At 66.8% G+C, this 13,117-nt stretch carries 11 protein-coding genes and 1 pseudogene; 6 read left to right on the forward strand and 6 right to left on the reverse strand.

What is annotated here, in order from left to right:
- The 3 genes and pseudogenes from DIE12_RS26605 to DIE12_RS26615 form a co-directional block, all read right to left on the reverse strand.
- Positions 1-382: pseudogene (locus DIE12_RS26605) on the reverse strand (electron transfer flavoprotein subunit beta/FixA family protein); the annotation flags it as partial.
- Positions 383-420: 38 nt separating this feature from the next.
- The gene (locus DIE12_RS26610) at positions 421-1,209 is read right to left on the reverse strand and encodes an SDR family NAD(P)-dependent oxidoreductase (protein ID WP_044844631.1); all 789 of its coding nucleotides are present in this window, start codon (positions 1,207-1,209) and stop codon (positions 421-423) included.
- 62 nt (positions 1,210-1,271) lie between these two features.
- The gene (locus DIE12_RS26615; RefSeq protein ID WP_124484699.1) at positions 1,272-2,108 is read right to left on the reverse strand and encodes an alpha/beta fold hydrolase; all 837 of its coding nucleotides are present in this window, start codon (positions 2,106-2,108) and stop codon (positions 1,272-1,274) included.
- 139 nt (positions 2,109-2,247) lie between these two features.
- On the opposite strand from DIE12_RS26615, the gene DIE12_RS26620 reads away from it, so the two are divergent.
- The 6 genes from DIE12_RS26620 (at position 2,248) to dmpG (ending at position 9,001) form a co-directional block, all read left to right on the forward strand.
- On the forward strand, positions 2,248-3,027 hold the full coding sequence (locus tag DIE12_RS26620; protein WP_124521958.1) for an SDR family oxidoreductase: 780 nt from the start codon (positions 2,248-2,250) through the stop codon (positions 3,025-3,027).
- A 151-nt stretch (positions 3,028-3,178) separates the two neighbouring features.
- Positions 3,179-4,744, forward strand: coding sequence for a DUF1302 domain-containing protein (locus DIE12_RS26625; RefSeq protein WP_124484697.1), 1,566 nt, complete (start codon positions 3,179-3,181; stop codon positions 4,742-4,744).
- 41 nt (positions 4,745-4,785) lie between these two features.
- Positions 4,786-6,168, forward strand: coding sequence for a DUF1329 domain-containing protein (locus DIE12_RS26630; RefSeq protein WP_124484696.1), 1,383 nt, complete (start codon positions 4,786-4,788; stop codon positions 6,166-6,168).
- An 83-nt stretch (positions 6,169-6,251) separates the two neighbouring features.
- Positions 6,252-7,034, forward strand: coding sequence for a 2-oxopent-4-enoate hydratase (gene dmpE / locus DIE12_RS26635; RefSeq protein ID WP_124521959.1), 783 nt, complete (start codon positions 6,252-6,254; stop codon positions 7,032-7,034).
- Positions 7,035-7,053: 19 nt separating this feature from the next.
- Entirely contained in the window at positions 7,054-7,953 is a 900-nt protein-coding gene (locus DIE12_RS26640) for an acetaldehyde dehydrogenase (acetylating) (protein WP_124521960.1), read from the forward strand.
- Positions 7,954-7,969: 16 nt separating this feature from the next.
- Positions 7,970-9,001 (forward strand): 4-hydroxy-2-oxovalerate aldolase, encoded by a 1,032-nt coding sequence (gene dmpG, locus DIE12_RS26645; RefSeq protein ID WP_059539660.1) that lies wholly within the window; start codon positions 7,970-7,972, stop codon positions 8,999-9,001.
- Positions 9,002-9,169: 168 nt separating this feature from the next.
- Here dmpG and DIE12_RS26650 read toward each other — a convergent pair whose 3' ends face one another.
- The 3 genes from DIE12_RS26650 to DIE12_RS26660 form a co-directional block, all read right to left on the reverse strand.
- Positions 9,170-11,242: a Na/Pi cotransporter family protein gene (locus DIE12_RS26650; protein WP_124521962.1), complete on the reverse strand. Its 2,073-nt coding sequence runs from the start codon at positions 11,240-11,242 to the stop codon at positions 9,170-9,172.
- 692 nt (positions 11,243-11,934) lie between these two features.
- A complete protein-coding gene (gene infA / locus DIE12_RS26655) occupies positions 11,935-12,198 on the reverse strand; it encodes a translation initiation factor IF-1 (protein WP_011355053.1) in 264 nt (87 codons plus the stop codon).
- A gap of 463 nt (positions 12,199-12,661) precedes the next feature.
- Complete coding sequence (locus DIE12_RS26660; RefSeq protein ID WP_006751843.1) at positions 12,662-12,865, reverse strand: cold-shock protein; 204 nt, start codon at positions 12,863-12,865, stop codon at positions 12,662-12,664.
- Positions 12,866-13,117 lie beyond the last annotated feature (252 nt).

A 13,117-nucleotide genomic window follows, 5' to 3' on the forward strand; every position in this document is an offset into this window, starting at 1 on the left:
CCGTCTGGTTCGAATCGTCGTCGATCGCCTGCTTGCCGAGGATCACCAGTTGCGGCTGTTCCTTGTCGACCAGCGCCCTCAGGATCTTCGCGACACCGAGCGGCTCGACCGCGTCGCCAGCTTCGACGAGGATCGCGCGATCCGCGCCGATCGCGAGCGCCGTGCGCAGCGTTTCCTGCGCCTGCGCGACACCGACCGACACGGCCACCACCTCCGTCACGACGCCGGCCTCCTTCAGCCGCACGGCCTCTTCCACCGCGATTTCATCGAACGGGTTCATCGACATCTTCACGTTCGCGATGTCGACGCCGGTGCGGTCGGACTTCACGCCGACCTTCACGTTCGCGTCGACCACGCGCTTCACTGCCACGAGCGCTTTCAACTGCCTGCCTCCTCTCTTGTTTCGACCGCCGCGGCGTATCAGCGCGCGGTGTATCCGCCGTCGATCACCAGCTCCGCGCCCGTCACGTAGCGCCCGGCCGGCGACACGAGATACAGGATGCCGGCCGCGATGTCGCGCGGGCTGCCGATCTTCGCCATCGGCACGTGGGTCTGCAGATAGCCGAACACGTTGTCGGGATCCTGGCCCATCTGGCGGAACGCGTCCTCGAGCATCGGCGTGCGGATGTAGCCCGGATGCACGGAGTTCGCACGAATGTTCTTCGCCGCATACAGCATCGCATCGACCTTCGCCATCATCCGCACCGCGGCCTTCGACGCGTGATACGCGGGCACGTCGGGGCCGCCGACGATCCCGTACATCGACGACAGGTTCACGATCGAGCCGCCGCCGGCCGCTTCCAAGCGCGGAATCGCCGCGCGCGTGCACAGGAACACGCCGTTGACGTTCACGTCCTGCACGCGCTGCCACTGTGCGAGCGTGAGTTCGTGCGTCGGCACGTTGTGCCCTTCGATGCCCGCGTTGTTCACGAGCACGTCGAGGCGCCCGAAGCGCGCGACGATCTCGCCGAACACGCGCTCGACGTCGGCCTCCTGCGTGACGTCGAGCGACCAGAACGCGGCCTGGCCGCCCTGCGCGCGGATCTCCTCGACGAGCGCTTCCGCGGGCTGCGACAGCACGTCGAGGATCGCGACGCTCGCGCCGGCCGCGGCCAGCGTGCGCGCCGTTTCCGCGCCGATGCCGCGCGCGCCGCCGGTGATCGCGGCCACCTTGCCGCGCAGGTCGAACAGGTCTTCGATGAGTTTCATTGTGTCTCCTTGTATTTAGGCGAACCGGTCACGAACGGGCCGGCCATCAAAACCATCGCGCATCATCGCGCCGTCGGCGCAGCCAGGAAATCGATGCATTCCCGATTGAAATAGGCCGCATGCTCCACCATGACCCAGTGGCCGCAACGGTTCAGCAGCACGAAGCGCGCGTCGCGGCAACGCTCGAGGAACGTCAGCGCGCCGCCGACCGGATTGAAGCGGTCGTCCGTGCCCCAGAAACCGAGCACCGGGCAGCGCAGGTCGGCGAGCGCACCCGTCAGGTTCGGCACGCTCATCGTCGACAACACTTCGGTCGGCTGCTCGACGCACACCTTCATCCGCTCGGCGACGAGCGCGTCGGTGACGATCGCCGGATCGTGCACCAGCAGCGTCAGCAGCTCGCGCATCGTGTCGTCATTCATCTGGCGATTGGTGAAGAGCTTCACCATCCGCTGGATCCCTTCCATCCGGAAATAGGTGTCGCGATCCTCGACGCCGCCCGGCGCCATCATGATCAGCCCGTCGACTTCGTCCGGGTAATCGAGCGCGTATTTCAGCGCGATCGCGCCGCCGAGCGAGTTGCCGAGCAGCACGGCCGGCCCGATGCCGAGCGCGGCCAGCTGCGCGTGCAGCGCGCCGACGAAGAAATCGAGCGTGTAGGCGACGTCGGACGGCTTCGACGACTGCCCGTAGCCCGGCAGGTCGACGACGATCGCGCGGTGGCCGGCCGCCGCGAACGCGGGGTAGTTGTGCTTGAAGTTGCTGAAACCACTCGCGCCCGGGCCGCTGCCGTGGATGAACACCACCGGGCGGCCTGCGCCCGCCTCGAAATGATGCAGGCGCAAGCCGCCCGGTACGTCGGTGAAGATGCCGGCCGGCGGCGTCGTGGGGGTCGTCATCGCGGGTTTGTCTCCTTCGTCGGTCGATGGATGCCTGCCACGATGATTACGCCGCCGGCGCCGCCCGGCATCATCCTTTCAGACTACGAAGCCGCGCGCGCTTGTTCCTATCATCGGGCCACCGAAACGGAGGCAGACGATGAACGGATTCGACTACAGCAGCAAGACGGTGCTCGTGACGGGCGGCACCAAGGGCATCGGGCGGCGCATCGCCGAGCGGTTTCTCGCGGCGGGCGCGCGCGTGTTCGTGTGCGGGCGCAGCGCGCCCGACACGCCGCCGTCCGCCGGCGGACGCACGGCCACCTTCATCGCGGCCGACCTGCGCGACATCGAGCAGGTCGACGCGATGCTCGCGACGGCCCGCGCCGCAACCGGCGGCCTCGACGTGCTCGTCAACAACGCGGGCGGCTCGCCGTTCGTGCTCGCGGCCGACGCATCGCCGCGCTTCACCGAATCGATCGTGCGGCTGAACCTGATCGCGCCGCTGCAACTCGCGCAGCGCGTGAACGCGATCATGCAGCCGCAACCGCACGGCGGTGTGATGCTGTTCATCGCGAGCGTCAGCGCGTCGCGGCCGTCGCCCGGCACCGCCGCGTACGGCGCCGCGAAGGCGGGGCTCGTCAACGCGGTCACGTCGCTCGCGGTCGAGTGGGCGCCGCGCGTGCGCGTGTGTGCGATCAGCCCGAGCCTCGTGCAAACCGAATCCGCGACCGAAGGCCACTACGGCGACGATGCGGCGCTCGATGCGATCCGCGCGACGATTCCGGCCGCACGGCTCGCGACACCCGACGACGTCGCGTCGGCGTGCCTGTTCCTCGCGTCGCCCGACGCGTCGTACACGTCGGGCGCGAACCTGCGACTCGACGGCGGGGGCGAACGGCCCGCGTTCCTGGCCGCAGCGCAGATGCAAGCGCGCTGACGCACGCGCCGCCAGAGGCGTGCGCCGATCGTTTCCAGTCCTAGGGAAGTCATCTAGTTCATTTTGACGATTCCCTGCTATCGCGATCTCCCTACTCTGCCTCTCACGACAACCACAGTCGACCGTCGTCGATACCCCCAGAGGAGACACCATGCATCAACGGATTTCGCGCCGTACCGACAAGCGGGCCACCGCCGCGCTGTCGACGCTGGCCGCCGCGCTGCTGACTTGCGTCGTTCCCGACGCGCACGCCGGCAGCACGATCGAGCTTGGCGCCGACACGACGCTGGACTACACGTTCACGCTGAGTTACGGCCTCGGCATGCGCACGCGTGCGCCGAGCGGCAATCTGCTGACGCCCGCGAACATCAACGGCGACGACGGCGACCGCAACTTCGCGAAGAACAAGCTGATCGAGAACCAGGTCAGCCTGCTCGGCGAAGTGAACCTGAAGCACGACGACTGGGGCGTGTTCGTCCGCGCGAGCACGTTCTATGATCAGGCGTACCGCCACCCGAACTACAACGACGCGCCCGGCACGGTCAACCACACGGGCCAGTACAACAACTTCACCGGCGACGCCCGCTACTGGTCGGGCGGCCACACGACGCTGCTCGCCGCCTACGCCTACAACACCTTCAAGATCGGCCCGACGAGCCTGAACGTGAAGGTCGGCGACCAGGTGGTCGCGTGGGGCGAAAGCCTGTTCTTCCCGAACATCGCGGGCGCGCAAGGCCCGGCCGATGCCACCAAGTCCTATGTCGCGGGCGCTCAGGTGAAGGACATCCTGCTGCCGGTGCCGCAGATCTCGACGCAGTGGCAGATCACGCCGAACTTCAGCCTGCTCGGCTACTACCAGTTCTCGTTCCAGCAGAACCGCCTGACCGCGCCCGGCACGTACTGGAGCTATTCGGACGTGGTCGGCCCGGGCGCGCAGTTCATCATCGGCCCGGGCGGGATGATCATTCCGCGCGGGGCCGACGACAAGCCGAGCGCCCGCAACCAGTGGGGTATCGGCGCACGCGTGCGCGTGCTGGGCGACACCGAGCTCGGCGTGTACCACCTGCATTACAACGACATGAACCCGAGCGTCGTCACGACGTACTTCCCGACGCTCCAGTACCAGCAGAAATATTTCAGCAACATCAAGCTGACCGGCGCGAGCTTCTCGACGCAGGTCGGCCCGGTGAACGTCGCGGGCGAAGTGTCGTACCGCCAGGGCGCGGCCGTGCTCGTCAACACGCCGACCGGCCCGCAGTCGACCCGCGCGAACGTGCTGCAGACCAACCTGTCGGGCATCTACTCGATCGGGCCGAGCTTCCTCGCAAACTCGCAGTCGCTGGTCGGCGAACTGACGTACGTGCATGCCGGCGGCATCTCCGCGCTCGACGGCTCGACCACGCTCGCCAACTCGCGCAACGCGCTCGCGATGGAGATCGCGTGGACGCTCAGCTACAAGAACGTGTTCAACGGCTGGGATCTCGACGTGCCGCTGACCTACTCGCACGACCTGACCGGCACGTCGCCGCTCGCCGGCGCGCTCGGCTCGCTGACGGGCCAGGGCGATCACCGCGTGACCGCCGGCGTGACGTTCACGCGCCTGAGCAACCTGCAGCTGGCGCTCGTCTACGCCAAGTTCCTCGGCTCGCCCAACCCGGTCACGCGTCCGCTGGCGGATCGCGACTACGTGCTCGCCACGGCGACCTACCACTTCTGAGCGGCCCGGCCGCTCGTCACTCAGCAAGAAGAGGATTTGTCATGAAACGAACTCGTCTCCCCCTCCTGCGCGCATCGGTGATGGCCGCGTGCGCGCTCGTCGCGACGGCCTCGTTCCCGAAGGTCACGCCGGACGACCTGAAGGCGCTCGACGGCCCGCTCACGCCGATGGGCGCGGTGCGCGCCGCGAGCAAGGACAACAGCGTGCCGGAGTGGTCGGGCAAGTGGCTCGGCACGCCACCCGACGTGCAGTACAAGCGCGGCAGCCGCTACCCCGATCCGTTCGCGAACGAGAAGCCGGTCGCGACGATCACCGCCGAGAACATGGCGCAGTACGCGGAGCACCTGACCGACGGCCAGAAGGCGATGTTCAAGCGCTATCCGGCCACGTTCAAGATCAACGTCTACCCGAGCCACCGCGACTTCCGCTACGCGGATTCCGTCTACAAGGACATCCGCACGTATGCGCCCGATTCGACGATGACGTCCGACGCGAACGGGCTGACCAACGCGCCGCCGCAGGTGCCGTACCCGATCCCGAAGACGGCCGCCGAGCTGCTGTGGAACCAGCGCTTCTCGTCGGCGATCGGCACCGAGCAGGCAACCTACGACCAGGCGGTCGTGTACTCCGACGGCAACATCGCGTGGGGCAAGGTGCGCTACGACATCTACTCGCCGCGCAACGTCGGCAAGTACGACGTGAAGAGCGACCTGAACAACCGCACGTTCTATCGCAACGCGACGGAGCTGCCGCTGTCCGACCGCGGCTCGCTGATCGTCGGCTTCACGAACTGGGACAAGGCCGGCGCGGACAACTCGTCGCGCACGTGGATGTACAACCCGGGCACGCGGCGCGTGCGCCAGGCGCCGGAGTACGGATATGACCAGCCGCAGGGCCCCGGCGGCTTCCGCACCGTCGACGACGACCGCCTGTACAACGGCCCCGGCGACCGCTACGACTGGAAGATCGTCGGCAAGCGCGAAGTCTACGTGCCGTACGACAACTACAAGGCGATGGACAGCTCGGTCAAGTATGCGGACCTGCTGACCAAGGGACATGAAAACCCTTCGTACATCCGTTACGAACTGCATCGCGTGTGGGTGCTGCAGGCGACGCTGAAGAGCGGCTATCGTCACCAGTACGCGAAGCGCGTGCTGTACATCGACGAGGATTCGTGGATGACGCTGCTCGCCGACAACTACGACGCACGCGGCCAGCTGTGGCGCACCAACGTCGCGACGACGCTGTACGCATATGACGCGAAGACGTTCTACCCGGGTGTCGTGTTCTTCCACGACCTGATCTCCGGCGCCTACATGGCCGACCGCCTGACCAACGAAGGGCCGATGCCGAAGCTCGACAGCAGCCCGCAGTTCAGCGAAGCGTACTTCTCGCCGGACGCGATCCGCAGTTCGGGTAACTAAGCAAATCGCCGCCCGCGCCGGAGCCTCGCTCCGGCGCCCGACGCCGCCCGGGACGGCGGCCTTTTCCATTCGAGGGCCCTACCATGTCCAACCGCTTGCATGCGACGCTCGGCGACGAGCTGTATGCCGCGTGGCACTCCCGCGCGCCGGTCGCGCCGCTGTCGAGGCGGCCGCGCCGGCTGTCCCTCGACGATGCGTACCGGATCCAGCAACGCTTCATCGAACGCCGCGTCGAATGCGGCGAATCGGTGGTCGGCAAGAAGATCGGCGTGACGAGCCAGGCCGTGCAGGACATGCTGAACGTGCGCCAGCCCGATTTCGGCATCCTGCTGTCCGGCATGCACTACGTGGCCGGCGAGGCGATCGCCACCGAGTCGCTGATCGCGCCGCGCGCCGAAGGCGAGATCGCGTTCATCCTCGCGCGCGACCTGCGCGGCCCCGGCATCGACCGCACCGACGTGATCGCCGCGACGGCCGCGGTTGCGCCCTGCTTCGAGATCGTCGATTCGCGCATTCGCGACTGGGCGATCCGCATCGAGGACACCGTCGCCGACAACGCGTCGTGCGGCGTATACGTGCTCGGCGATGCGCGCGTCGATCCGCGCACGCTCGATCTCGCCGCGTGCGAGATGACCATCGAGAAGAACGGCGAGATCGTCGCGCAAGGCCGCGGCGATGCGGCGCTCGGCCATCCCGCCGACGCGGTCGCGTGGCTCGCGAACACGCTCGCCGAATACGACGTGCCGCTGCTCGCCGGCGAGATCGTGCTGTCCGGCTCGCTCGCAAAACTGATTCCGGTCACGGCCGGCGACGCGCTGTCGATGCACATCTCCGGCATCGGCGGTTGCGACGTCCGCTTTATCTAAAGGAAGAGGAAGGATCCTGATGAAGAAAATCAAATGCGCACTGATCGGGCCCGGCAACATCGGCACCGACCTGCTTTACAAGCTGCGCCGCTCGCCGGTGCTCGATCCGGTGTGGATGGTCGGCGTCGACCCGGCGTCCGACGGCCTCGCGCGGGCCCGCGAATTCGGGCTGAAGACCACCGACAAAGGTGTCGACGGGCTGCTGCCGCACGTCGCCGACGACGAGATCCGCATCGCGTTCGACGCGACGTCGGCCTACGTGCACCGCGACAACTCCGACAAGCTCACCGCGCTCGGCGTGAAGATGATCGACCTGACGCCAGCCGCGATCGGGCCGTACTGCGTGCCGCCGGTCAGCCTCGACGCGCATCTCGGCAGCGCGCAGGTGAACGTGAACATGGTGACCTGCGGCGGCCAGGCGACGATCCCGATGGTGTACGCGGTGTCGCGCGTGCAGCCGGTCGCGTACGGCGAGATCGTCGCGACGGTATCGTCGCGCTCGGTCGGCCCCGGCACGCGCAAGAACATCGACGAATTCACGCGCACGACGTCCGGCGCGATCGAACAGGTCGGCGGCGCCCGCAAGGGCAAGGCGATCATCGTGATCAACCCGGCCGAGCCGCCGCTGATCATGCGCGACACGATCCACTGCCTGACCGACGGCCCGCCCGACGTCGACGCGATCACCGCGTCGGTGCATGCGATGGTCAAGGAAGTGCAGCGCTACGTGCCCGGCTACACGCTGAAGAACGGCCCGGTGTTCGACGGCAACCGCGTGTCGGTGTTCATGGAAGTCGAGGGGCTCGGCGATTACCTGCCGAAATACGCGGGCAATCTCGACATCATGACCGCCGCCGCGGCCGCCACGGCCGAGCGTTTCGCCGAACAGATGCTGGCCGCGACGGCCGCCACCGCTTGAGTCGAGGAGTCACACGATGTCACTTGCAGGCAAGAAGATCACCGTCCACGACATGTCGTTGCGCGACGGGATGCACCCGAAGCGTCACCAGATCACGCTCGACCAGATGCGCAACATCGCGCGCGGACTCGATGCGGCCGGCGTGCCGCTGATCGAGGTCACGCACGGCGACGGGCTCGGCGGCGCTTCGGTTAACTACGGTTTTCCCGCGCATACCGACGAGGCGTACCTGAGCGCCGTGATTCCGGAGCTGAAGCAGGCGAAGGTGTCGGCGCTGCTGCTGCCCGGCATCGGCACCGTCGAGCACCTGCGCATGGCGCACGAGCTCGGCGTCGGCACGATCCGCGTCGCGACGCACTGCACCGAAGCCGACGTGTCGGAACAGCATATCGGCCTCGCGCGCACGCTCGGCCTCGATACCGTCGGATTCCTGATGATGGCGCACATGTCGTCGCCCGAGCAGCTCGTCGTGCAGGCGAAGCTGATGGAGTCGTACGGCGCGAACTGCATCTACATCACCGATTCGGCCGGCCACATGCTGCCCGACGACGTGACCGCGCGGATCGGCCAGGTGCGCGCCGCGCTGAAGCCGGAGACGGAACTCGGCTTCCATGGCCACCACAACCTCGCGATGGGCGTCGCGAACTCGGTCGCGGCGGTCGCCGCCGGCGCGAACCGGATCGACGCGGCTGCCGCCGGCCTCGGTGCCGGCGCCGGCAATACGCCGATGGAAGTGTTCGTCGCGGTGTGCGACCGGATGGGGATCGAGACCGGCGTCGACGTGTTCGCGATTTCCGACGTCGCCGAGGATCTCGTCGTGCCGATCATGGACGCGCCGATCCGCCTCGACCGCGATGCGCTGACGCTCGGTTACGCGGGCGTCTACTCGTCGTTCCTGCTGTTCGCGAAGCGCGCGGAAGCGAAGTACGGGATTCCGGCGCGCGACATCCTCGTCGAACTCGGCCGGCAGCGGCTCGTCGGCGGGCAGGAGGACATGATCGAGGATGCGGCGCTGACGATGGCGCGGGCACGGGCGGTGGCGGCCTGAACGGCGGTCAGCGTACAACACGCGCGGCAATCGGCATGATGCGAGCCGTTCGTCGAAGATTTCCTGCGAGACGCGGCCGCTCGAGCATTGCGCACGCTTGATGCAGTGATTCGGAGCCGGTAGCCGAATCGGCCGCAACGCGATCGGCAGCCCCCGGCTTCCTGGTTGTCACCGCCCCTTGCTCAGAAGCACGACAACCAGGATCGCGACCAGCGCAGCGAGCCACTTCAAGCCGGTGAACACCTTGTCGAGCCTCTCCGTCAGCGCCACGACGGGATTCCCGTCGTCCGTGCGCAGCGGCATCCGCGCTGTCCGGCCATCTCCCGGCAGGCTGACCTTCGGGAGATCGATGGCGAGATACACGACGTATCCGCTGGCGATCGGCGCCGCCTTCAATGCGTTGTCATCCTCGCCGGGCCTCAGGAACACGCGCAATCCCCCCGCCAGCACGGCACCGGGCGGGATCGACGTATAGACGTCCCGCAGGCACAGCCCGGCCTTGACGGCTGTGACCTGTCCCGCCTCGACACCGTCGGCAAGTGCCTGCATGCTGCTCGCCGGCACGTCGCACCATGCCCACCACTGAGCCGGTTCCTGCATCTCGTCATCGGACTCGTTGTAGCCGAGCCGTGCCGTGCCAAGCGGATCGTCCGAATGGGTGATGCCCAGTTCGTCCTGCAATTCGCGAAGGCCGTGCCGTTCAGGCTGGCCGATCTCGCGAGCCGCGAAGGTGATGTGTATCGTGCGCGTGCTGTTCCGCACGTCACCCATGATCGACAGACAGCAGTCGTCCAGACTCGCCGTCCCCTGGACATAGGTCGAAAGCGTCGAATGCGTTGTCCCTCCGGCGGGCTCCAGTCGCCTGACGACCTGGATGTCCTGCAGGGTGAGCCACAGCGACTTCGCCGGGTAGTACGTCTGCACGTTGCCGTCGGCGCCAAGGTGCTCGATCGTATGGCCGGCGCATTTCCCGATTTCGATGCAATGCCGCGCGTCCTCCTGTAGCCGGTCCTCTCCTGCATGCCGGTGCCGTCCCTCGTAGCCGGCAAGTTGTCCGGCATCGGGGCGCGTCAGCGGTGTCCGGGGCGCAATCCTGACATTGTCGAGAACGTCGTCGTGGGTATGAACTTCCGTGACCGACGCTCCGGCACGGGCGATCGATGCGGCACGGGCTCGTGAACGTATCCCGTATCGCGTGTCGACGACGGGAAGCACATCACGGGCCTCCATGGCGAGCGTGATCCCGGGCGCCTGTTCCGCGAGCGGATCGGCGTACTGCGATCGGGACGCGGCCGAGACCTTCACGAGCGAAGGAAGCAGTCGGGTCAGCAGGTCGGCGTACGGGACCAGCAGCGGCAGGAACAGGCCGGCCAGCGACAGGTTGAACAGCGTATGGAAATCGGCCACCACCCGCCCATTGTCCGGTTCGATCCTGACCATGACGCAACCGATCGGCGTCAGTGCGACAAGCGCAATCACCACGCCGGCCGACAGAATGAGCAGCATGCCGACCGGCACGCATCGGGAGGCAGGATCGTGTGTCGCGGTCTCCTCCAGCACCGGGCGAATGGCCGCGCCCAGGTTGGCACCCAGCACCAGTGCGAAAGCCGTATCGGGGGGAATGACGTTTTGCGCGCACAGCGACATGATCAGGAGCACGATCGCGACGTTCGAATCGGCGGCCCAGGCCAGGCCGGCCGCCAGCAGGACGTCGATCAGCGGTATCGTGGAAGCGTCGCTCAGCAGCATCCGAAGATTCGGCGCATCCTCGTAGTCCGTCATCAACTCCTGCAGATGATGCAGTGCGAGCAGCAACAGGCCCAGGCCGATGAGCGTGCGCCCCAGTTCATGAGCGCAAGTGTTCGATACCTTGCGGAACATCAGTACGCCAACGAGGATCAGGGCGGGCGACACGGCGCCGACTTCGAACGAAAGCACCTGCACGAGCAACGTCGTACCCACGTTCGCGCCGAGCACGACGGCCAGTGCCGGGACAAGGCCAACGCGCCCCTGCGCGGCGAGCTCGCTCGTCATGACCGCGGTCGTCGTACTGCTCTGCAGCACCGCTGTTACGCCCATGCCGCCGAAGAAGGCAGGGAGTCGCCCGAAAAGCGCCCGTTCCAGCAGCGACCGCAGGCCAGCGCCGAACGCGCGCTGCATGCCGGTCTGAAGCATCTGCGTCCCGAGCAGCACCAGCGCAATCGAGCCGGCGAGATCGACCAGCGTGAACGTGAATGTCATGACTCTGGGCCCCAGACGCCGACCGGTTGTTCTTGTAACGTTTCCCGTCGTGAAGTTCGATCACGCCCGTCGCCGGCCGGCGAGGAAAGGCGAACTCGAATACGTCTTGTCGCGACGGAGAAACGCACGACCGAACCGTAGATCACGCGACGAGCCTTCCCCCGAAGACGCCGTGCGCCACGTTACGGTCGCCCACGGCGGTTTCCATGAAATCACGCGCCCGCAGCCACATCCCCGCTGCAAGTGGCGTGCCACCAATGCGGGTCGGGTGCGCAAGGCGTGTTGAAACCGAAAAATACGGAAATGGGCCCGTTGGGCGAATGGATGTGTTGCAGCGTTGATACAGGCCTGCGTCTCTCATGCATCGGCCCATGTTGATTGCCGCCAACACGCGCGCCCGGCGACCACGTGGTGGCGTCACCATCACGAGCGGGCCGAGCACGCCGCTGTGCCGACACGTCGGCATGTTTCGATATTGAAACGCGCGGTGCGATACGTGGATGCGTACAACTGGATGGGAGCGGAGCGCGCGCTTTGGGCCGGCGCTCGTCGGAGATGGCTCGCCGACGTCGAATCCGCGAACCAGACCGGCGAACGGCGCGACCTGCGCCGTCCATCCGGTGTGCCCGGCCGCATGACCGGGCCGGACGGGTTTCGATCGGTACAGCGTTGCGCCGCCCGATCGCTACTGCTTAGCGACGCGGTTGCCCGGTGCGCGGCGGACGCGGCGAATTCGCGTCCTTGTGGCGGAAGTTGATGCGCCCCTTCGTCAGGTCGTACACCGACAGTTCCAGCGTCACACGGTCACCCGCGAGAATGCGGATGTGGTTCTTGCGCATGCGGCCCGACGCATACGCGCCGACCACGACGCCGTTTTCCAGCGTGACACGGTATTTGCTGTCCGGCAGCACTTCGTCGACGATTCCGTCCAGTTCCAGCAGTTCTTCTTTTGCCAAACCAATTCCTCCAGACAAGGTGAATGACCGCGGCCGCGGCGAACTCACCGGCGCCGTGCCCGGCAACGGGACGGCGGCCGGCAGGATGCCGGGGATCAACGCTTTCAGACGGGCGACGGGCCCGCCTTGCAATCGGAGCCCGGCGCGTTGCGGCGGTCGGGCGGTCAGTGGCGGCGATGCGATCAGCACCGCGCAAAGTCGGGACCGCGCCGCGTGCGGCATGGCGACGGTCTACTCGGGTTGCAGCATGGGCCGCTGGCGACACGGCGAACGCGTCGCGAGGGCGTTGGATCGCACGTCGTACGGACGTGCGATGGATGAGGGAAGCACACGACCGATGCATCGTGAATGCCGCGATGCATCGGTCGTGTGCGTCGGAACGCGCTGGACGCCGGCTCGGGCCGGCCTCCGCGCGAGATCCGTCCGGCAGCGGCCGCCGCTTGGCGACCGGTGCCGATACGGCTTACTGCGGCGTGATGTTCGACGCTTGCAGACCCTTCGGGCCGCGCTTCACTTCGTAGCTGACCTTCTGGCCTTCGGCCAGGGTCTTGAAACCCGTGCCGCGGATTTCAGAGAAATGGGCGAACAGATCGTCGCCGCCGTTGTCCGGGGAGATGAAACCAAAGCCCTTGGTTTCGTTGAACCACTTGACGGTACCGGTATCCACAAATACTTCCTTAATACGAATGAAATGAACATGCGCCCGTGACGGGCACAGAAAGAATCAAAGAGGGAGAGACCAACGACTGCCGCACGCCGTGCGGCCAATGATGAGCAATCGAGCTTCTTGAAGACTTCGGTCTCGGACACTACGCGGTGCAAGCCGATCCGTCAAGTCCTTTCGATGCGACGCGTGCGCGCGGCAGCACGCGCCGCCTTGTCCGGCGGGCGTTTGCGGCAATCGGGAGGCGTAGCGATA

The organism is Burkholderia sp. Bp9015, assembly GCF_003853505.1.
Lineage (GTDB): Bacteria > Pseudomonadota > Gammaproteobacteria > Burkholderiales > Burkholderiaceae > Burkholderia.

What these genes read in the sequence shown, in the direction of transcription:
- DIE12_RS26610 (WP_044844631.1), bottom strand. Translation starts at nt 1,209, where the DNA reads ATGAAACTCATCGAAGACCTGTTCGACCTGCGCGGCAAGGTGGCCGCG.
- DIE12_RS26615 (WP_124484699.1), bottom strand. Translation starts at nt 2,108, where the DNA reads ATGACGACCCCCACGACGCCGCCGGCCGGCATCTTCACCGACGTACCG.
- DIE12_RS26620 (WP_124521958.1), top strand. Translation starts at nt 2,248, where the DNA reads ATGAACGGATTCGACTACAGCAGCAAGACGGTGCTCGTGACGGGCGGC.
- DIE12_RS26625 (WP_124484697.1), top strand. Translation starts at nt 3,179, where the DNA reads ATGCATCAACGGATTTCGCGCCGTACCGACAAGCGGGCCACCGCCGCG.
- DIE12_RS26630 (WP_124484696.1), top strand. Translation starts at nt 4,786, where the DNA reads ATGAAACGAACTCGTCTCCCCCTCCTGCGCGCATCGGTGATGGCCGCG.
- dmpE (WP_124521959.1), top strand. Translation starts at nt 6,252, where the DNA reads ATGTCCAACCGCTTGCATGCGACGCTCGGCGACGAGCTGTATGCCGCG.
- DIE12_RS26640 (WP_124521960.1), top strand. Translation starts at nt 7,054, where the DNA reads ATGAAGAAAATCAAATGCGCACTGATCGGGCCCGGCAACATCGGCACC.
- dmpG (WP_059539660.1), top strand. Translation starts at nt 7,970, where the DNA reads ATGTCACTTGCAGGCAAGAAGATCACCGTCCACGACATGTCGTTGCGC.
- DIE12_RS26650 (WP_124521962.1), bottom strand. Translation starts at nt 11,242, where the DNA reads ATGACATTCACGTTCACGCTGGTCGATCTCGCCGGCTCGATTGCGCTG.